The following is a 16,832-nucleotide window of genomic DNA, read 5'->3' as shown; positions in this document are numbered from 1 at the left end:
TCGCACCATGAAGCTGATCATCCTCGACCGCGACGGGGTCATCAACCACGATTCGCCGGACTTCATCAAGAGTCCGGCCGAATGGGTGCCGATTCCCGGCTCGCTCGAGGCGATCGCGCGCCTGAACCAGGCCGGCTACCGCGTCATCATCGCCTCCAACCAGTCCGGCATCGCGCGCGAGCTGTTCGACATGCCGACCCTGAACGCGATCCACCAGAAGATGCACAACGCCGCCCAGCTGGTCGGCGCCGACATCGACGCGGTGTTCTTCTGCCCGCATGCGGCCATCGACAACTGCGACTGCAGGAAGCCGAAGGCCGGCATGTTCGAGGAGATCAGCAAGCGCTTCAAGGTCAGCCTGAAAGGCGTGCCGACGGTGGGCGACTCGCTGCGCGATTTACAGGCCGGCTTCATCAGCGGCTGCATTCCCTATCTCGTCTTGACCGGCAAGGGCGAAAAGACCCACCAGACCGGCGGCCTGCCACCCGGCACCCAGGTGTTCCCGGACCTGGCCGCGATGGTCACTGCCTTTTTGAAAACACCGTCCACTACCAGCCCCACCTGACTCCGAAAGAGAGCACGTTCTTGCGTACCGTCGTCCCGTTCCTGCGTTCCCTGCTGTTTACCATCGTGATGGTGCTCGCCACCGTGATCTGGGCCTGCGTCTGCTTCCTGGCCGCGCCCCTGCCCTACAACAAGCGCTTCTGGGTGACCTCGCGCTGGAACGTCTTCATCATCTGGTGCGCGAAAGTCATTTGCGGCATCCGCTACGAATTCAAGGGCTACGAGAACCTGCCGGACGCGCCGGCCGTGGTCCTCTCGAAGCACCAGTCGGCTTGGGAAACCATCGCCCTGCTGCCGAACCTCACGCGCCCGCTGGTCTTCGTCTTCAAGAAGGAGATCCTGTACATTCCCTTCTTCGGTTGGGCGATGGCCTTGCTGCGCATGATCCCGATCGACCGCAAGGAAGGCAAGAACGCCTTTGCCCACGTGGTCCGCCACGGCAAGCGCCGCCTCGCGGACGGCCAGTGGATCATCATGTTCCCCGAAGGGACGCGCATCCCTGTTGGAAAAAAGGGAAAGTACAAGAGCGGTGGCACCCGGCTTGCCATCGAAACCGGTGCCGTTGTCGTGCCGATCGCGCATAATTCAGGTGAGTGCTGGCCGAAGAATTCGTTCATCAAGCGTCCCGGTTTGGTGACCGTCTCGATCGGCAAGCCGATATCGCCGCTGAATCACACTCCCGACAGCCTGATGCAAGAGGTCGAAAATTGGATAGAATCAGAAATGCGCGTCATTTCGCCCCACGTCTACACCGGTGGCTGAACGAAGTCGGGAACCTGATCACCGCCTCTTCTTCGCAGCAAAGCATGAGCACACCCAAGCCGGACGGGTCCCAGCTGGACCTGTTCGCACGCGACCCGCGCCTCGACCCATGGCGGGCGCCCGCGCCGCCCGCAGCCAGGCCGGCGCCGCCCCCGCCCCAGCCCCTGTTCAAGGCGCCCCCGGCGCCGCCCCGCATCACGCTTCCCTCCCCGCCGCGCACGCCCGACGATCCGCCCCTAAAGCGCATCGTGCTGGGCCAGTACGCGGTCGACTATGAACTGAAACGCTCCACGCGCCGCTCGATCGGCTTCATGATCGACGACGACGGCCTGCACGTGACGGCGCCGCGGCGCGCCACGCAGCCCTCGATCGAGGAAGCGATCCGCGCCAAGCAGCGCTGGATCCTGACCAAGCTGCACGAACGCGGCGAACGGCGCGCACGCCACGCCCAGCGCGAACCCTTGCGCTGGGAAGACGGCGCGCGCCTGCCTTACCTGGGCGGCGAGATCACCCTGCGCCTTGAACCGGCGGCGCGCAGCCACTGCGTGTTCGATCCTGAAGCGCGCGAGCTGAAGATCGGCGTCACGCAGGGTCTGACGGAGTGGCAGTTGAAGGAACGCGTGAAACTGTGGTTCCATGCCGAGGCAAAGCGCCTGTTCACCGAGCGCCTGGACCTGTATGCGCCGCAGCTGGATGTGCATTACCGCTCGATGACCCTGTCGTCGGCCGGTACGCGCTGGGGCTCGTGCACGGTGGCGGGAAATATTCGCCTGAGCTGGCGCCTGATTCACTATCCGCTGGCGCTGATCGACTACGTGGTGGTGCACGAACTGGCCCACCTGCGCGAGATGAACCACAGCCCGGCGTTCTGGGCGGTGGTGGGGTCGGTCTATGCGGATTACGACGGCGCGCGGCTGGAGTTGCGGCGGCGCTCGCATGAGATGCCGGTGTTGTTTGCGGAGTGAGGCGGGCGCGTTCGCGCTCCGTTTCGAATGATCGGATGGCGTACCGCGTGGGCACGAGTGCCCACCCTACGGATCTCGATCATGCATATCGAATGATCGAAAGTTATACAGCGTGGGCTCAAGAGCCCACCCTACCAAGACCACAACACCATCAATGGCGTTGGTTTTCGTAGGGTGGGCACTCGTGCCCACGCTGTATGGAACCTTAGAAAACCGCCCGGCTGTTCCCGCCGTCAGCGCAACGCATTCTCGCGCCTTGCATCCGCCAGCAACTGCATCCCGCGCTGCTGCGCCTCGTTCAGGCAGCGGAAGGGAATCGGCAGCGTCCCGCGCTTCAGGACCATCATGAACCCGCGCGAATAGGTGCGCACGGCCGTCACGTCGGCCCAGTCGATCAGGGTCACGCCGCCGCTGGTGCGCACGATGCCGTGGCGGTCGATGGTGAATTCATAGGTGCGCTTGCCGCGCCCGAGCAGCACGAAGTGCATGGCGGCACCCGCAGTGCTCTTGATGCGCAGGTAGAGGCTGGCAGGCCAGCGGATGCGGCGGCGCCGGATCAGGAAGCCGCCGTGCTGCCACATGAAGCCGATGTATTCGCGCAGCGTGTAGCGGACAAAGAAATGCAGGTCGCATAAGGCGGCTGCAGCGGGGTTGGAGGGCGCCCCAGAGGTGGTGGCAGCGCTGTAGAAACCTTCTTCGCTGCCATCGGCAGGTTGATGGGCCATCATGGCCATTGGTTGTCCATTGCGTGCCGGTCCCGGGTGATTTGACGACAACATGCGCATCCCCTTTTCTACCGAACTCAAAAAGCAATGGTATCAAAAGCTAGGCAATAACCCGTTGCAAGAGTTCAACAGTGCGCAGGGTTGCACCGCGATGGCGCCCGGCCCAGGCCGCAGCCTGCGAACCCATCGCCGCGCGCGCCCCGGCGTCCCGCAGCAGGTACGCTGCCTGCGTCACCAGTGCATCGGCATCGGCCACGCGCACCGCGCCGCCGGCCGCCACCGCCTCGTTCGTCGCGTCCAGGAAGTTGAAGGTGTGCTCGCCCACCAGCACGGGCTTACCCAGCGCGCAGGCCTCGATCAGGTTCTGTCCGCCCAGCGGCAGCAGACTGCCGCCGATGAAGGCGCAGTCGCAGGCGGCGTAATAGGCGAACATCTCGCCCATCGAGTCGCCCAGCAGCACGTCGGCGTCGACGTCTGCGGTGTCCGCTGTTGTGTCCACCAGCTGCGACCGCCGCTGCAGCGACAGCCCACGCGCCGCCACCAGCTGCGCCACTTCGTCGAAGCGCTGCGGATGGCGCGGCACGATCGCCAGCAGCGCATGCCCCGGCTTGCCGGCCAGCCGCCCCCAGGCATCGAGGATCAATTCTTCTTCGCCGTCGCGCGTGCTAGCGCACAGGAAGGTCGGCCGTGCGCCGATCCGCGCGCGCAGCCAGGCGCCCTTCGTTAAAGCCGCCTCGGGCGGCAGCACGTCGAACTTGATGCTGCCGGTGACCGCCACCTGCGGCGCGCCCAGCGAGCGGATGCGCTGCGCATCGTCATCGGTCTGGGCGGCGACGGTCGTGATCGCGCGCGCCGCATCCATCATGATGCCGCCGAAGCGCTGGCCGCGGCGCAGCGAGCGCTCGGACAGGCGCGCATTCACCAGCGCCACCGGCACCTTCTCGCGCGCGCAGCCGGCGATCAGGTTCGGCCAGACCTCGGTCTCCATCAGGATACAGACCCGCGGCCGAAAGTGGCGCAGGAAACGGCGCACCATGAAGCCGGTATCGTAGGGCAGGAAGGATTGCACGACGCGCTCGCCGTGCTTGCCGAACAGCGCGGCGCCGGTGGCGCGGCCGGTCGGCGTCATGTGGGTCAGCAGGATGCGGCAATCGGGCCAGCGCGCCAGCAGTGCTTCGACCAGCGGTTCGGCGGCGCGCGTTTCGCCCACCGACACGGCGTGCAGCATGAAGGTCCGGCGTTCGGGCAGGCGCGCGCCATAAAAGCCCAGGCGCTCGCCGATGTGGCGGCGGTAGCCCGGCTCCTTGCGTCCGCGCCACCACAGGCGCCCCAATACCAGCGGCAGCGCCAGCCACCAGAGCAGCGAATACAGGGAACGGTTCATACGGTTTGCAGCAGGCCACGGGCGGCGGCGATGACATCGTCGGCGGACGGCGGCGCGCCCATCTCGCCCAGATTGACGATGCGCGGCGACCAGTTGCCCTCGGTCTTCCACTTCGGCGAGTCGGCATAGATTTCCACCGTCGGCCGATAAAAGGCGGCGGCGATGTGGGTCAGGCCGGTATCGACGCCGATTGCCAGCGCGGCCTGCTGGGCCACGATCACGGCATCCATCATCGACAGTTTGGGCAGCACGCGAGCATTCGGGATACCGGCGGCCAGCGCCTCGGCCTCCTGTCTTTCCTTGTCCGAGCCCCAGGGCAGCAGCACCGGCATCGGCGCCAGCGCATTCCCGAGCGCGATCCAGTTCTGCGGCGCCCACTTCTTGGCGTCGCGCGCGGTCCCATGGAAGAACACGGCATAGCCTTCTTGCGGCAGCCAGTCAGGCCTCGGCACGGTGTCCGGCGCCGGCAGGCCGAAGTCGGGCGGCGTGTCGACCGCGTAGCCGAGCGCGGCGCCCGCCACCAGGCGCCCGCGCGCCACCGCATGGGTGCGCGGGTCGAGCGGAATGCTCTCGGTGTGGAAGAAGCGCGAGATGCCCTCGTAGCCGGAGCCTTCGCTGCCGTTGGCCAGGCCGATCTTGCGTCCGCCCGGCTTGACCCGCGCGGCGCCCATGATCACGCCGGTCTTCAGCAGGCCCTGGGTGTCGAACACGAGGTCGTATTCTTCCTCGCGCAGGCTGCGCCAGAAGGCTTTCATCTCGGCGCGGGTCTCGGGTTTGCCGAGGCCCTTGCGCCAGCGCCGCAGCGCGAACGGGATGATCTTGCGCACGTGCGGGTTCAGGCGCACCAGGCTGACGTAGCCCTCCTCGACCACCCAGTCGATCGTCGCATGCGGATGGTGGCGCAGCAGGTCGGCCACCATCGGCAGGTTATGCAGGACGTCGCCCAGCGACGATACCCGCACCAGCAAAATCTTCATGCAGGCTCGCTTCAGAACGGCAGTTCGGCTTCCGGTTTGGCGGCCAGGATCACGCTGCGGAATTCATCCTGGATGCGCGCCAGCGCTTCCGGATTCTCGCCCTCGAAGCGCAGCACGATCACCGGCGTGGTGTTCGAGGAACGCGCCAGGCCGAAGCCGTCGGCGTACTCGACGCGCAGGCCGTCGATGTCGTTGATCTTCTCGGAGCTCGGGAACTTCGCATCCGCACGCAGCTTGTCCATCAGCGCGAAGTTCTCGCCTTCCTGCAGGTGCAGGTGCAGTTCCGGGGTGCTGGTTGCGATCGGCAGCGCGTTCAGTACGCTCGACGGGTCGGCGTGGCGGGTCAGCAGTTCCAGCATGCGCGCGCCCGAATACAGGCCGTCGTCGAAGCCGTACCAGCGGTCCTTGAAGAAGATGTGGCCGCTCATTTCGCCGCCCAGCGGGGAACCGGTTTCCTTCAGCTTGGCCTTCACCAGCGAGTGGCCGGTCTTGTACATCAGGGGACGGCCGCCGTGCTGCTCGATCCACGGGCCCAGATGGCGCGTGCACTTCACGTCGTACAGGATCTCGGCGCCCGGGTTGCGCTCCAGGACGTCGGCCGCGAACAGCATCATCTGGCGGTCCGGATAAATGATGTGGCCATCCTTGGTGACGATGCCCAGGCGGTCGCCGTCGCCGTCGAAGGCCAGGCCGATCTCGGCGTCGCTGCTCTGCAGCGCGCGGATCAGGTCCTGCAGGTTTTCCGGGTGCGCCGGGTCCGGGTGGTGGTTCGGGAAGTGGCCGTCGACTTCGCAGAACAGTTCGACGACTTCGCAGCCCATGCCGCGGTACAAATCGCCCGCAAAGGCGCCGGCAACGCCGTTGCCGCAGTCGACCGCGATCTTGATCGGGCGCGCCACTTTCACGTCGCCGACGATGCGCTCGATGTAGGCGGTGCGGATGTCGTGGGTCGAATAGGCGCCCTTCTGCTCCGCGTCCTTGCCGTCGTGGGCCTGGATGCTGTCGTACAGGCCGGTGATGGCGTCGCCGTAGATCGCTTCGCCGGCGAGCACCATCTTGAAGCCGTTGTAGTCGGGCGGGTTGTGGCTGCCGGTGACCATGATGCCCGAGCGCGTGCCCTCGAGGACGTTGGTGGCGAAATAGACCATCGGGGTGGCGACCATGCCGAGGTCGACGACGTCGACGCCGGCGGCCTGCAGGCCTTCGGCCAGGGCGGCGGCCAGGGCCGGGCCCGACAGGCGGCCGTCGCGGCCGATCACGACCTTGCGCTCGCCCTTGGCCAGCGCGGCCTTGCCGAAGGCCAGGCCAATGCTGCGCGCCACGCCGGCGTCGAGCGTGCTGTCGATCACGCCGCGGATGTCATATGCCTTGAAAATCGTCTTGGAGAGAGCAACCATGTTTTACCTTGATGAGTCCGGCGTCGAGCATGCACAGGCCACCGCTTGTGCGGAAAGCGCGCAGCTTCGCCAAATGTTAGAGGGATGACAAAACAGGGAGTATTGTAGCGGCAAGCGCGGCCAATGGGGGAAACCCATTGGCCGCATTGCGCGGTGCATTCGCCGGCGAGCGCCGGCGAACGGAAGCCTTATCTGCGAATCAAATGCGAATCGAATACGCGCCGCGTGTGCGCCGAATAAATATCAGACGAGCATCGAGCGGGCGAATCGAATGCGCATTACCGCATCAAACGCGCAGCTTGTCGAGCGACTTGCCGCCTTCGACCCATTCCTTGACCCATTTCGGTTGACGGCCGCGGCCGGTCCATTGCTGGGACTGGTTATCCGGGTGACGGTAACGCACGGCGACCGAGCCGGTTTTCGCACCGCGGGCATTGGTGGCGATCAGATCTTTCAGCGGTACGCCCACGCTCTGGGCAATTGCCAGGATTTGTTCGCGCGCCTTCTGCACTTCCTGTACTTCGCGCTTTTTCATTTCCTGTTTGATTTGCTCCTGCAGGTTGCGCAAATCACCTACCGACATATTTGACAGATCCATCTTCGTTCCTCGAGAGTTGGGTTAATCCAATTCAGGTGAATTCTCACCAAATGTCGCAATATACTACATTGGCGATTTATTGCCAGTCCTTCTTGCGCCAAATCAGCCAGCGTGGGGACCTGAATCGAACAATACGCGCATACAGCCAGAGGTAGCTGATAACGAACAATAAACAGAAAATTATCAGTACGCTTGTATTCTGCCAGAATAAAGTCGCCGGTATCACCGCCATGAGCGAAAAAAGCCACAAATACGGCGAGGTCCGCGCATTGCGCTTCAGCAGTGCGCGCGCTTCTTTCCTGCCCACCGTCCACCTCACCACGCGCCGGAAAATCAGGCTGTGCAGGTGGATCCCATCGGGGACGGCAGGCGATTTGCCGCGCACAAACATGCGCCGATAAGCGGAAAATACCGTTTCAAATGCCGGATAAATCAGCAGCAATGCCGCATACCAGGTCGATACTTCGGGATTACGCATCACCAGCAGCAATGCCAGCTCGCCGAGCATGAATCCGATAAAGTAGGCGCCGCCATCGCCGAGGAATATCAGGCCCACCGGGTAATTCCAGACCAGGAAACCGGCGGTGGCGCCGGCCACCGTCAATGCCGCCACCAGCACGAATACGTCGCCCACCTGCAAGGCCACGTAGGCGAGCGAGAGCAGCATGCAGATGGTCACCATGCTGGCCAGGCCATTGAAGCCGTCGATGATATTCACCGCGTTCGCAATGCCGGCCACGGCCAATACCGTCAGCGGCAGGACGATCCAGGCCGACAGGGAATAAACGCCGAACGGCAGATCGAGGCGCGCGATTTTCGCATCCAGCAGCAGGTAAGCCAGCCAGGCGCCCGCCATGGTCAGCAGCAGCCGGCGCGAGGCGCGCACGGTGCCGGTGTAATCCTCGACGATCCCGCCGCTGAAGGCGACAAGGGCGCAGAACAGCAGTGCCGGCATCGTGTGCAGCAGCGGCGGCTCGCGCCAGATCGAAATGGATGCACTGACGACGACCGCGAAATAAATCGGCAAGCCGCCGATACGCGCCACCAGGTGCGTATGGGAGCGCTGCACACCCTGGAAATCGCTGTCGAGCGCGGGCTCGTGCAATTTTGCCTGCTTGATGACAAGCAGGGTCAGCAGGGTGGAACAGATAAAGCTTACCAGGAAAGAGAACATGGTTATCCAGCGGTTCCGACTCGGCAGGCAGCGGCCTGCGGCGCGCAATATGGCCGGGCTGTACGACAATACGAAACACACGCGGGTACCTGCCGCAATGCCGCCCCTGGGGGGCATTGCGCCATTCCTGCAGAAAGCGTATTTACATTGTAACCGGATAAGCTTCCCAGCCCGAACACATCAGTTTATCGCGCCGCCTGGAGGCACGATTGAGCGAAATCGGGTGTGGCGGAAATGCCGACGGAGCTAACTTACAGAAACAAACGTGGAGAAACGTCTTGCGGACGCGATATTGAGCCGGAGGAGCAAACCTCAGGAAAAATCATAAGCCTCGGCGTCCTGCAAAAGCTGGCCCTTGCGGTCTTTTTCCGAGATCACCGGCGCCCCTGCCAGGGGCCAGTCGATTCCCAATGCCGGGTCATTCCATAAAAGAATGCGCTCATGCGCAGGCGACCAGTATTCGGTAATCTTGTAGGCGCATTCGGCGCCTTCGCCCAGGGCCAGGAAACCATGGGCAAAACCGGGCGGTATCCATAACTGGCGCCGGTTTTCCTCGCTGAGCACGACCGACATCGCGCGCCCGAAATGCGGCGAACCACGGCGCATGTCGACCACCACGTCGAATATCGCCCCTTTTACCACGCGCACCAGTTTGCCCTGCGCCTGTCCGACCTGGTAATGCAGGCCGCGCACGGTATTCGGCCGGGATACCGACTGGTTATCCTGGACAAATTCCACGTGCAAGCCGCTAGCCTGCGCAAAGGCGCGCGCATTGAAGGTTTCGAAAAACACGCCGCGTTCGTCCGCATGCACGGCCGGTTCGATCAGCAGGACTCCGGGAAAGGCAGTGGCCAGCACCTTCATGTCAGCACCAATCCATTCGGCAGCTGCAGCGGGAATTCGATGGGGTGTCTGGCATTGGAAACAGCTCTTTCGGATTGGGCGGGGCCGCCATTGTCGGGGCGTTCGGCCGCCGCTGCAAGCCGCGCGCGAACCGGCCGCCGCTGAAATCATTTAGTATGCAGGCACGGCACCTGCCGGCATTATCGAACAAGAACAGGCACGGCGGCGCGCAGCCGCCGCGCGCAACAAGCACACACGATGAAAACATATGTCATAGGCGACCTGCAGGGTTGCGCCCACGAGGCCCAGGCCCTGCTCGACAAGATCGCCGACGATGCGGGGGGCGAGGCCCGCATCCTGTTTGTCGGCGACCTGATCAACCGTGGCCCGGAATCGCTGATGGCGCTGCGGCGCATGAAGGCGCTGTCGGAAGCGAGCGCGGGCCGGGTCGAGGCCCTGCTCGGCAACCACGACCTGCACCTGCTGGCGGTGGCCGTCGGCGCCCAGAAGGCGAGCAAGTCCGACACCCTGGACGAGATCCTGGCCGCCCCCGACCGCGATGAGCTGATCGCCTGGCTGCGCCAACGGCCGCTGGCGATGTTCGTCGACGCCCACCTGATGGTGCACGCCGGCGTGGCGCCGCAATGGGACGCGGCCCAGACCATGGCCCTGGCCGGCGAAGTCGAGGCCATGCTGCGCAGCGGGCACTGGATCGATTTCCTGTCCCAGATGTACGGCAACCAGCCGGACCGCTGGGACGACGAACTGGAAGGCATCCCGCGCCTGCGCTGCATCGTCAACGCCCTCACCCGCATGCGCCTCTGCCTGCCGGATGGGACCATGGACTTCGCGCACAAGGAAAGCGAGAACGGGCCGGAAGGTTCGGGGCTGGTGCCCTGGTTCGATCTGCCGGGTCGGCGCACGAATGAGGTGACGGTGGTGTTCGGGCACTGGTCGGCGCTGGGGCTGGTGCTCAGGCCGAACCTGGTGGGACTGGACAGCGGCTGCGTGTGGGGCGGGAAGCTGACGGCGGTGTGCCTGGACGACCGGACGCTGTTGCAGGTGGATTGTCCGGAGTATCGGCCGCACGCCGGCAAGGCGTGACCGGGTTTTACCCGGGGCGGACCGTCGTACTGCCGAGTGCCGACGCCACCGCGTCATGCGCCGCCTGCGCCAGCTCGCGCCGGTGCGCCCCCACCGCGTCGATCGGCGCCAGCGGCTGCAAGCGCGCCCTGATCGGCCCGCCGCGCAGGATCGTGAAAATGCTGTCGACAAAGGTGATCTCGCCCACGTAATCCACGTTCGGATGCCACGCCCCCGTCTCGTCGAGATAGCTCAGCGCGCAGGGCTGCACCGCCACCCCGGCATCGATCGCGGCCTCGAACAGGTTCGCATGGAAAGGCAGCACCTGCCCCTGGTGCGCCACCGTCCCTTCCGGGAAGAAGGCCACCCGCTCGCCCAGCGCCAGCACGCCGACGATGCCCTTGAAGATGTGGCGCAATTCGCGCCGGTTGCCGCGCGCGATGAACACGGTACCGGCGGCCGCGACCAGCCAGCCCAGTACCGGCCAGGCACGGATCTCGGCCTTGGCGACAAAGCGGCAGGGATACAGCGAATTGATGACGAAGATGTCGAGCCAGGAGATGTGGTTCGAGACGAACAGCGCGTGCTCCAGCACCGCGCTGTCCGGCGCCTGCTCCACGCGCACGCCGCAGATCGCCAGCAGCCGGCGCGACCAGCGCCGCGTGATGGCGTCGCGCAGGCCGCGCCGCGCCCACGGGAAGACGAGCGCGCAGGCACCCAGCCCCACCAGCAGGTGCAGGAAAACACGCGCAAGGCGCCAGGCTAGCCGCAAACGGATCATGGAGGAGGAAAGCTGAACGCGGCGCCGTGGAGCGCCGCGCCGTGCCTGTTAGCGCCGTTATGAACGCAGATAAGCGATGCGCCCACCCACCACCGTGGCGCGCACCTGCCCGGTGACCTCGAAGCCGAGGAAAGGCGTGTGCTTGCCCTGGCTGGCCAGGGCCGCGCCATCGACCGTCCAGCGGGCATCCGGGTCGAACACGACCACGTCGGCCGCCGCGCCCGGGGATAGCTGGCCGGCCGCCAGGCCCGCGGTGCGCGCCGGCTGCGAGGTGATCTTCGCCAGCGCGCGCAGCAGGGCCTCGTTACCGTGCAGTTCCTCGGCCCACTTCAGGGTCAGCGACAGCAGCAGTTCCAGGCCGGTGGCGCCGGGCGAGGCCTCGGCAAACGGCAGCAGCTTTTCGTCGTCGTCGACCGGCGTGTGGTCCGAGCAGATGGCGTCGATCGTGCCGTCGACCAGGGCGGCGCGGATGGCGTCGCGGTCGCGCTGGCTGCGCAGCGGCGGCGTCAGGCGCGCGTTGGAGTCGAAGAAGCCGATGTCGGCGTCGGTCATGTGCAGGTGGTGCACGCCGACGTCGCAGGTGACCGGCAAGCCCTCGGCTTTCGCTGCGCGCACCAGCTCGATGCCGGCGGCCGACGAGATGCGGCACAGGTGGACCCGTGCGCCGGTCGAGCGCACCAGCTCGAAGATGGTGTGCAGGGCGATGGTCTCGGCCATCACCGGCACGCCGGACAGGCCCAGGCGCGAGGCCAGCGGGCCGCTGTGGGCCACGCCGCCGCGGCCGATGTGGGCGTCCTGCGGACGCAGCCAGACCGTGTAGCCGAAGGTTTTCGCATACTGCAGCGCGCGCAGCAGCACGTTGGTATCCAGGATCGGTACTTCGGCCTGGGCAAAGCCGATGCAGCCAGCCTCGGTCAGTTCCGCCATCTCGGTCAGCGCCTGGCCTTTCAGGCCCATGGTGAGGGCGCCGAGCGGGTGGACGTTGGCCAGGTCGAGGTTGCGCGCGCGGTGTTTCAGCATCTCCACCAGGCCCGGCTCGTCGAGCACGGGGTCGGTGTCGGGCGGGCAGACCAGGGTGGTCACGCCGCCCTGCACCGCCGCCTGCATTTCCGACTCCAGCGTGGCCTTGTATTCGTAACCCGGCTCGCGCAGGCGCGCCGACAGATCGACCAGGCCGGGGGCGACCACCATGCCGCTGGCGTCGATGGTGTTGTCGGCCGCGAAGCCCTCTGGCGCCTCGCCCACCGCCGCCACCTTGCCGTCGGCGATGAACAGGTCGGCGACGCGGTCGATGCCGTTTGCCGGGTCGATCAGGCGCCCGTTCTTGATATGAAGTTTCATGCGTGCGAAGTTCAAGCCCTGCCTCCCGCCAAAATACTCATCACTGCCATGCGCACCGCGATGCCGAAGGTCACCTGCGGCAGGATCACGGCCTGCTTGCCGTCGGCCACCGCCGAATCGATTTCCACGCCGCGGTTCATCGGACCCGGGTGCATCACGATGGCGTCGGGTTTCGCCAGCGCCAGGCGCTCCGGCGTCAGGCCGTAGCTCTTGAAGTATTCCTGGGCCGAGGGCAGCAGCGCGCCCGACATGCGTTCGTTCTGCAGGCGCAGCGTGATGATCACGTCGACGTCCTTCAGGCCTTCCTCGATGTTGTTAAACACGCGCACGCCCATGTGCTCCAGGCCGCCCGGCAGCAGGGTCTGCGGGCCGATGGCGCGCACTTCCGGCACGCCGAGCGTGGTCAGCGCGTGGATGTCCGAACGCGCCACGCGGCTGTGCAAAATGTCGCCGACGATCGCCACGCGCAGCTTGGTGAAGTCCTGCTTGTAGTGGCGGATCGTGTACATGTCGAGCAGGCCCTGGGTCGGGTGCGCATGGCGTCCGTCGCCGGCGTTCACGACGTGGATGTCCTTCTGGCCCATGCGGTTCAGGTGCTCGGCGATCAGGTAGGGCGCGCCCGACTGTGCGTGGCGCACCACGAACATGTCGGCGTGCATGGCCGCCAGGTTGTCGATGGTATCGAGCAGCGATTCGCCCTTGGACGTCGACGAGGCCTGGATGTTCAGGTTGATGACGTCGGCCGACAGGCGCTTGGAGGCGATCTCGAAGGTGGTGCGGGTGCGGGTGCTGTTCTCGAAGAACAAATTGAACACGCTTTTCCCGCGCATCAGCGGCACCTTTTTCACTTCGCGGTCGGAGATGCCGACGAAACTCTGGGCGGTGTCGAGGATGTGGTGGATGATCGCCTTCGGCAGGCCCTCGATGGTCAGCAGGTGCTGCAGCTCGCCGTTCTTGTTGAGTTGCGGATGATTATGCAGTTTCGGCATTGTCGTCTTCGATGGTCAGCGAAAGTTGGCCGGCCGCGTCGCGCGCCAGCGACAGCGATTGGCCCGGTTCGAGCGTGGTGCGCACGCCGACGAAGTCGGGCGCCACCGGCAATTCGCGCCCGCCGCGGTCGGCCAGTGCCGCCAGCCGGATGCATTGCGGACGGCCGTAGTCGAACAGCACGTTGATCGCGGCGCGCGTGGTGCGGCCGGTGAACAGCACGTCGTCAACCAGCACGATGGTGGCGCCGTCGACGTTGAAGCCGATGTGGGTCGGCTTCACGTCGGGGTGCAGGCCCTTTTTCGCGTAGTCGTCGCGGTAGAACGAGACGTCGATGAAGCCGAGGCGGTTCTTCAGGTCGAGGTCGCCGGCCAGGCGCTCGGCCAGCCAGGCGCCGCCCGAATGGATGCCGACGATGGCGGCATCCGGCACGCCGGCAAGGCCGGTGCGTACCTGTTCGAGCAGGGTGCGGTACAGCGCCTCGGCATCGAAGTCGATGTTAGTTGTTGGCATGGTCGTCAAAGTACTGTTGCAAAATGATGGCGGCCGCTTTCGCGTCGATGCGCTCGCCGCGCTTGGCGGGGATGACTGCGGAGGAATAGCGTTCGTCGACCAGTTCGACGGGGAGGTTGAAGCGGCCGTTCAATTGGTTGGCGAAGCGGCGTGCACGCAGGGTCATGTCGTGCTCGGCGCCGTCGGGATGGCGCGGCTCGCCGACGACCAGGCGCGCCGGGCGCCATTCGTCGATCAGCGCGCCGATCAGCTTGAAGCGGGTGGCGTTGTCGACGGCATCGACAATGGAAAGCGGCTGGGCTTGCCCGGTGAGGGTGTTGCCCATCGCAATGCCGATGCGTTTGACGCCGAAGTCGAATCCAAAAACGATGTCAGGCATTGTCACGCATGGCCGGCCTCGGTGGCGAGCATCATCGGGTCGATGCCCAGCAGTTTGATGGCGGCATTGTAGCGCTCCTCGATCGGCAGGTCGAACAGCACGTGGGCGTCGGCCCCCACCGTCAGCCAGCCGTTACGCGCGAGTTCTTCTTCCAGCTGCCCCGGGCTCCAGCCGGCATAGCCGATCGAGACCAGCATGCGCTCCGGGCCGGTGCCGCCGGCGACGGCTTCCAGCACGTCGATCGAGGTGGTAAAGGCGACTTCCTCGGTGACGTTCAGCGAGGACGAATAGCGCCCGCCCGGGCTGTGCAGCACGAAGCCGCGGTCGTCCTGGACCGGGCCGCCGAACATGATCGGCTCGTCCACCACGCCGGAACGCAGGCCGTCGGCCACCTTCAGGTCGATGCGGTCGAACAGCACGTCCATGGTCATGTCGGTCGGCTTGTTGATGACGACCCCGAGCACGCCTTTTTCGTTGTGCTCGCAGATGTACACCACCGCGCCGCCGAAGATCGGGTCTTCCATGGACGGCATGGCGATGAGGAAATGGTTAGCTAAATTCAACCCAGACGCGGCCGGACCGATGTTTCCCAGGGTTTCACTTCCCTGTGACAGGCCGGCCATGGGCAGAGTGGTGACGACTTTACTCTTCTTCATACGCTGACTCTCTCTTGGCTGACGCGCTGATTGTCCACTAGTATCCAGACTACAACATTGGGTTTTTCATTAGTTTACACTGAAACGCCGGGCGGCCACCCGGCAGCGTGGTTTGCGCGCGGCAGGCAGGCCCACACAGCGGCCGTAACGAAGGATACAAGCGGAAGGATACAAGCCAGTAAAATAGCGCGTCGCCTTCTACGGCGCGTTGACTGAACACACAATGATTCCACTAAGCAAGTCCCTGGTCTGGTTCCGGCGCGACCTGCGCGCTTTCGACCATGCCGCGCTGCACCATGCACTGCGCGCTTCCAGCGCCGTCTACTGCGTATTCGTCTTCGATACCGACATCCTGGCCAGCCTGCCGCGCGACGATCGCCGCGTACGTTTCATCCACGCCAGCCTGGTCGAGCTGGACGCCGAGCTGCGCCGCCTTGGCGGTGGACTCATCGTGAAGCATGGCCCGGCACGCGCGGTCATTCCCGCGCTGGCGGCCGAACTCGGGGCGGAAGCGGTGTATGCGAATGCCGACTACGAACCAGGCGCCATCGAACGCGATGCCGCCGTCGCCGAAGCGCTGGCCGCGGACGGGCGCCAACTGCTGGGTTTCAAGGACCAGGTGGTGTTCGAGAAGAGCGAGGTGCTGACCCAGGCAGGCAAGGTGTATGGCGTGTTCACGCCGTACAAGAATGCCTGGATCAGGCGCCTGGCGGCCGAGCCGGCAGCGGTGGCGCCGTGGATGGTCGAACCGCATGCGGCCGCCTTGGCGCCGCCAGGGGAATCGCACATCCCGAGCCTGGCCGAACTCGGCTTCGACGACGGCCCCCTGCCCGCCCCGGCCGGCATGGCGGGCGCCACGGAACTGTTCGAAGGCTTCCTGCCGCGCCTGGCCGACTACGGCACGGCGCGCGACTTCCCGGCGCAGAGCGGCACCTCGCAGCTGTCGATCCACCTGCGCTTCGGCACCACCTCGGTACGCCACCTGGTGCGCACGCTGCAGCAGATGATGGCCATGGGGGCCGGCGGCGCCGGTGCGCCGGTGTGGCTGTCGGAACTCATCTGGCGCGATTTCTACGCGATGATCCTGTCGCACCATCCGCACCTGCCCGAGCGTTCGTTCAAGCCGGTTTTCGATGCGGTGGCGTGGGAAGCCGGGGCGGAGGCGGATGCGCTGTTCGCGGCCTGGTGCGAGGGACGCACCGGGTATCCGCTGGTCGATGCGGCCATGCTGCAGCTGAACCGCACCGGCTTCATGCACAACCGCCTGCGCATGGTGACGGCCAGCTTCCTGGTCAAGGACCTGGGAATCGACTGGCGCTGGGGCGAGCGCTACTTTGCGCTAAAGCTCAACGACTACGACATGGCGTCGAACGTCGGGGGCTGGCAGTGGGCGGCGTCCACCGGGTGCGATGCGCAGCCGTGGTTCAGGATCTTCAACCCGGTGCGGCAGTCGGAGAAGTTCGATGCGCGCGGGGAGTTCATCCGGCAGTATCTGCCGCAGCTGGCGAAACTCGATGCGCGGGATGTGCATGCGCCGTGGCTGGTGCCGGCGGATGAACTGGCGGCGTGCGGGGTGGTGCTCGGGAGGGATTATCCCGAGCGGGTGGTCAAGCACGATGAGGCGCGCGAGAAGACGCTGGCGCGGTTTGCGGTGGTCAAGGCGCCCGCAGCGGAGAACGAAGGGACGTAGGGTGGACGGGTTT

General features: G+C 65.4%; 18 protein-coding genes. 5 read left to right on the top strand and 13 right to left on the bottom strand.

Annotation, left to right across the window (positions count from 1 at the left end):
• The first annotated feature begins 7 nt into the window (after positions 1-7).
• The 3 genes from gmhB (at position 8) to ACWYRN_RS12290 (ending at position 2,291) form a co-directional block, all read left to right on the top strand.
• Positions 8-565 (top strand): D-glycero-beta-D-manno-heptose 1,7-bisphosphate 7-phosphatase, encoded by a 558-nt coding sequence (gmhB, locus tag ACWYRN_RS12300; protein WP_488692665.1) that lies wholly within the window; start codon positions 8-10, stop codon positions 563-565.
• 68 nt (positions 566-633) lie between these two features.
• A complete protein-coding gene (locus ACWYRN_RS12295; protein ID WP_290422285.1) occupies positions 634-1,326 on the top strand; it encodes a lysophospholipid acyltransferase family protein in 693 nt (230 codons plus the stop codon).
• A gap of 44 nt (positions 1,327-1,370) precedes the next feature.
• A complete protein-coding gene (locus tag ACWYRN_RS12290) occupies positions 1,371-2,291 on the top strand; it encodes a M48 family metallopeptidase (protein ID WP_488692664.1) in 921 nt (306 codons plus the stop codon).
• 233 nt (positions 2,292-2,524) lie between these two features.
• Here ACWYRN_RS12290 and ACWYRN_RS12285 read toward each other — a convergent pair whose 3' ends face one another.
• The 7 genes from ACWYRN_RS12285 to rfbC form a co-directional block, all read right to left on the bottom strand.
• Positions 2,525-3,019: a YcxB family protein gene (locus ACWYRN_RS12285; RefSeq protein ID WP_488692663.1), complete on the bottom strand. Its 495-nt coding sequence runs from the start codon at positions 3,017-3,019 to the stop codon at positions 2,525-2,527.
• Positions 3,020-3,116: 97 nt separating this feature from the next.
• Positions 3,117-4,400, bottom strand: a complete 1,284-nt coding sequence (gene waaA, locus ACWYRN_RS12280; RefSeq protein WP_488692662.1) for a lipid IV(A) 3-deoxy-D-manno-octulosonic acid transferase — start codon at positions 4,398-4,400, stop codon at positions 3,117-3,119.
• The gene (gene waaC, locus ACWYRN_RS12275) at positions 4,397-5,377 is read right to left on the bottom strand and encodes a lipopolysaccharide heptosyltransferase I (RefSeq protein ID WP_488692661.1); all 981 of its coding nucleotides are present in this window, start codon (positions 5,375-5,377) and stop codon (positions 4,397-4,399) included. The genes waaA and waaC overlap by 4 nt, the downstream gene beginning before the upstream one ends.
• Before the next feature lie 11 nt (positions 5,378-5,388).
• Positions 5,389-6,774, bottom strand: coding sequence for a phosphomannomutase/phosphoglucomutase (locus ACWYRN_RS12270; protein ID WP_488692660.1), 1,386 nt, complete (start codon positions 6,772-6,774; stop codon positions 5,389-5,391).
• 286 nt (positions 6,775-7,060) lie between these two features.
• Positions 7,061-7,372 (bottom strand): H-NS histone family protein, encoded by a 312-nt coding sequence (locus ACWYRN_RS12265; RefSeq protein ID WP_229437292.1) that lies wholly within the window; start codon positions 7,370-7,372, stop codon positions 7,061-7,063.
• Positions 7,373-7,448: 76 nt separating this feature from the next.
• Positions 7,449-8,546: a glycosyltransferase family 4 protein gene (locus ACWYRN_RS12260; protein ID WP_488692812.1), complete on the bottom strand. Its 1,098-nt coding sequence runs from the start codon at positions 8,544-8,546 to the stop codon at positions 7,449-7,451.
• Between the two features lie 312 nt (positions 8,547-8,858).
• The gene (rfbC, locus tag ACWYRN_RS12255; protein ID WP_488692811.1) at positions 8,859-9,410 is read right to left on the bottom strand and encodes a dTDP-4-dehydrorhamnose 3,5-epimerase; all 552 of its coding nucleotides are present in this window, start codon (positions 9,408-9,410) and stop codon (positions 8,859-8,861) included.
• 237 nt (positions 9,411-9,647) lie between these two features.
• On the opposite strand from rfbC, the gene ACWYRN_RS12250 reads away from it, so the two are divergent.
• Entirely contained in the window at positions 9,648-10,493 is an 846-nt protein-coding gene (locus tag ACWYRN_RS12250; protein WP_229437294.1) for a symmetrical bis(5'-nucleosyl)-tetraphosphatase, read from the top strand.
• Positions 10,494-10,500: 7 nt separating this feature from the next.
• Here the strand turns inward: ACWYRN_RS12250 and ACWYRN_RS12245 are convergent, their stop codons facing one another.
• Genes ACWYRN_RS12245 through ACWYRN_RS12220 form a run of 6 tightly spaced genes read right to left on the bottom strand, consistent with a single transcriptional unit; the run spans position 10,501 to position 15,096 of the window.
• Positions 10,501-11,250, bottom strand: coding sequence for a lysophospholipid acyltransferase family protein (locus tag ACWYRN_RS12245; protein WP_488692810.1), 750 nt, complete (start codon positions 11,248-11,250; stop codon positions 10,501-10,503).
• Between the two features lie 60 nt (positions 11,251-11,310).
• Positions 11,311-12,594, bottom strand: a complete 1,284-nt coding sequence (locus tag ACWYRN_RS12240; protein WP_488692659.1) for a dihydroorotase — start codon at positions 12,592-12,594, stop codon at positions 11,311-11,313.
• Between the two features lie 11 nt (positions 12,595-12,605).
• Positions 12,606-13,583 carry an aspartate carbamoyltransferase catalytic subunit gene (locus ACWYRN_RS12235; RefSeq protein WP_488692658.1) on the bottom strand — a complete coding sequence of 326 codons (978 nt, stop codon included), beginning with the start codon at positions 13,581-13,583 and terminating at the stop codon, positions 12,606-12,608.
• The gene (pyrR, locus tag ACWYRN_RS12230) at positions 13,567-14,094 is read right to left on the bottom strand and encodes a bifunctional pyr operon transcriptional regulator/uracil phosphoribosyltransferase PyrR (RefSeq protein ID WP_229437298.1); all 528 of its coding nucleotides are present in this window, start codon (positions 14,092-14,094) and stop codon (positions 13,567-13,569) included. The genes ACWYRN_RS12235 and pyrR overlap by 17 nt, the downstream gene beginning before the upstream one ends.
• Entirely contained in the window at positions 14,081-14,473 is a 393-nt protein-coding gene (gene ruvX, locus ACWYRN_RS12225; RefSeq protein ID WP_488692657.1) for a Holliday junction resolvase RuvX, read from the bottom strand. The genes pyrR and ruvX overlap by 14 nt, the downstream gene beginning before the upstream one ends.
• Positions 14,474-14,475: 2 nt before the next feature.
• Positions 14,476-15,096: a YqgE/AlgH family protein gene (locus ACWYRN_RS12220; RefSeq protein WP_229437482.1), complete on the bottom strand. Its 621-nt coding sequence runs from the start codon at positions 15,094-15,096 to the stop codon at positions 14,476-14,478.
• 256 nt (positions 15,097-15,352) lie between these two features.
• Here ACWYRN_RS12220 and ACWYRN_RS12215 point away from each other — a divergent pair, with 256 nt between their 5' ends.
• Positions 15,353-16,819, top strand: a complete 1,467-nt coding sequence (locus ACWYRN_RS12215; RefSeq protein WP_488692656.1) for a cryptochrome/photolyase family protein — start codon at positions 15,353-15,355, stop codon at positions 16,817-16,819.
• The last annotated feature ends 13 nt before the right edge of the window (positions 16,820-16,832 follow it).

The sequence above is a fragment of the Massilia sp. BAP21 genome (assembly GCF_057801335.1).
Note: the sequence above shows the minus strand (reverse complement) of the source record. Positions and strands in the feature narration are given on the sequence as shown.

Excerpts from the sequence above, each read along its gene's own strand:
- waaC (WP_488692661.1), bottom strand. The coding sequence starts at position 5,377 with ATGAAGATTTTGCTGGTGCGGGTATCGTCGCTGGGCGACGTCCTGCAT.
- pyrR (WP_229437298.1), bottom strand. The coding sequence starts at position 14,094 with ATGCCAACAACTAACATCGACTTCGATGCCGAGGCGCTGTACCGCACC.
- ACWYRN_RS12240 (WP_488692659.1), bottom strand. The coding sequence starts at position 12,594 with ATGAAACTTCATATCAAGAACGGGCGCCTGATCGACCCGGCAAACGGC.
- ACWYRN_RS12290 (WP_488692664.1), top strand. The coding sequence starts at position 1,371 with ATGAGCACACCCAAGCCGGACGGGTCCCAGCTGGACCTGTTCGCACGC.
- ruvX (WP_488692657.1), bottom strand. The coding sequence starts at position 14,473 with ATGCCTGACATCGTTTTTGGATTCGACTTCGGCGTCAAACGCATCGGC.
- ACWYRN_RS12250 (WP_229437294.1), top strand. The coding sequence starts at position 9,648 with ATGAAAACATATGTCATAGGCGACCTGCAGGGTTGCGCCCACGAGGCC.
- ACWYRN_RS12235 (WP_488692658.1), bottom strand. The coding sequence starts at position 13,583 with ATGCCGAAACTGCATAATCATCCGCAACTCAACAAGAACGGCGAGCTG.
- gmhB (WP_488692665.1), top strand. The coding sequence starts at position 8 with ATGAAGCTGATCATCCTCGACCGCGACGGGGTCATCAACCACGATTCG.
- waaA (WP_488692662.1), bottom strand. The coding sequence starts at position 4,400 with ATGAACCGTTCCCTGTATTCGCTGCTCTGGTGGCTGGCGCTGCCGCTG.
- ACWYRN_RS12265 (WP_229437292.1), bottom strand. The coding sequence starts at position 7,372 with ATGGATCTGTCAAATATGTCGGTAGGTGATTTGCGCAACCTGCAGGAG.
- ACWYRN_RS12270 (WP_488692660.1), bottom strand. The coding sequence starts at position 6,774 with ATGGTTGCTCTCTCCAAGACGATTTTCAAGGCATATGACATCCGCGGC.
- rfbC (WP_488692811.1), bottom strand. The coding sequence starts at position 9,410 with ATGAAGGTGCTGGCCACTGCCTTTCCCGGAGTCCTGCTGATCGAACCG.
- ACWYRN_RS12295 (WP_290422285.1), top strand. The coding sequence starts at position 634 with ATGGTGCTCGCCACCGTGATCTGGGCCTGCGTCTGCTTCCTGGCCGCG.
- ACWYRN_RS12285 (WP_488692663.1), bottom strand. The coding sequence starts at position 3,019 with ATGATGGCCCATCAACCTGCCGATGGCAGCGAAGAAGGTTTCTACAGC.
- ACWYRN_RS12220 (WP_229437482.1), bottom strand. The coding sequence starts at position 15,096 with ATGGCCGGCCTGTCACAGGGAAGTGAAACCCTGGGAAACATCGGTCCG.
- ACWYRN_RS12215 (WP_488692656.1), top strand. The coding sequence starts at position 15,353 with ATGATTCCACTAAGCAAGTCCCTGGTCTGGTTCCGGCGCGACCTGCGC.
- ACWYRN_RS12260 (WP_488692812.1), bottom strand. The coding sequence starts at position 8,546 with ATGTTCTCTTTCCTGGTAAGCTTTATCTGTTCCACCCTGCTGACCCTG.